Origin of the sequence: Streptomyces sp. NRRL B-24572, from assembly GCF_002156145.1 — a bacterium.
Classification (GTDB): domain Bacteria; phylum Actinomycetota; class Actinomycetes; order Streptomycetales; family Streptomycetaceae; genus Streptomyces; species Streptomyces vietnamensis.
This window is the reverse complement of sequence record NZ_MWIG01000701.1, coordinates 1-526: the sequence shown is the minus strand read 5'-3', so window position 1 is coordinate 526 and position 526 is coordinate 1. Positions and strand designations below refer to the sequence as shown.

Annotated in this window: 1 pseudogene; it reads right to left on the bottom strand. The window is 70.2% G+C overall.

The window, feature by feature from the left end:
- Positions 1 to 222: 222 nt before the first annotated feature.
- A pseudogene (locus tag CCN56_RS43600) lies at positions 223 to 526 on the bottom strand (serine/threonine protein kinase); the annotation flags it as partial.

Sequence of the window (526 nt, the reverse complement as noted above, 5' to 3'; positions counted from 1 at the left end):
GCCCATGCCGCCGCGTCCGATGGACTCGCCCAGCCGGTAGCGACCGGCGAGCAGCAGCCCCGATCCTGTGCCCTGAGAAGCGCTCTGAGAATGTTCCACTTGCCCCCGCCCGTTCCTTCTGATGTCAGGTTACGGAGGGGGGCACGGGCAGCGGAACCTCGGGGCGGTCATAGGAACAGCACCGTGACCGGGGGCCGGTGGGACCTCCGGCTCGCCATCGGCTCACCGTCCCGGGCGGAACGCCTTCGTGGCCTGCTCGTAGATCTCGGAGACCCTGTCGCGCTCGCCCTCCGGGCCGATCACCTGGACGACGTGGTACCGGCCGCCGTCGATCAGCGCGAGATTGCGCACGAACACCTCGCGGCCCGTGCTGTCCAGCCAGGTGTAGGTGCCCTCGGCCGTCGGCGTCCGGCCGATGTCCACCCGGCGCGCCCTCTCCACCTGCGCCCAGCTGGACGACCGGTACGGCTCCAACTCGCGCTCCTTGGAGTTCTGGTACTCCAGCGGATCCGAGCCGTTGTCCCGG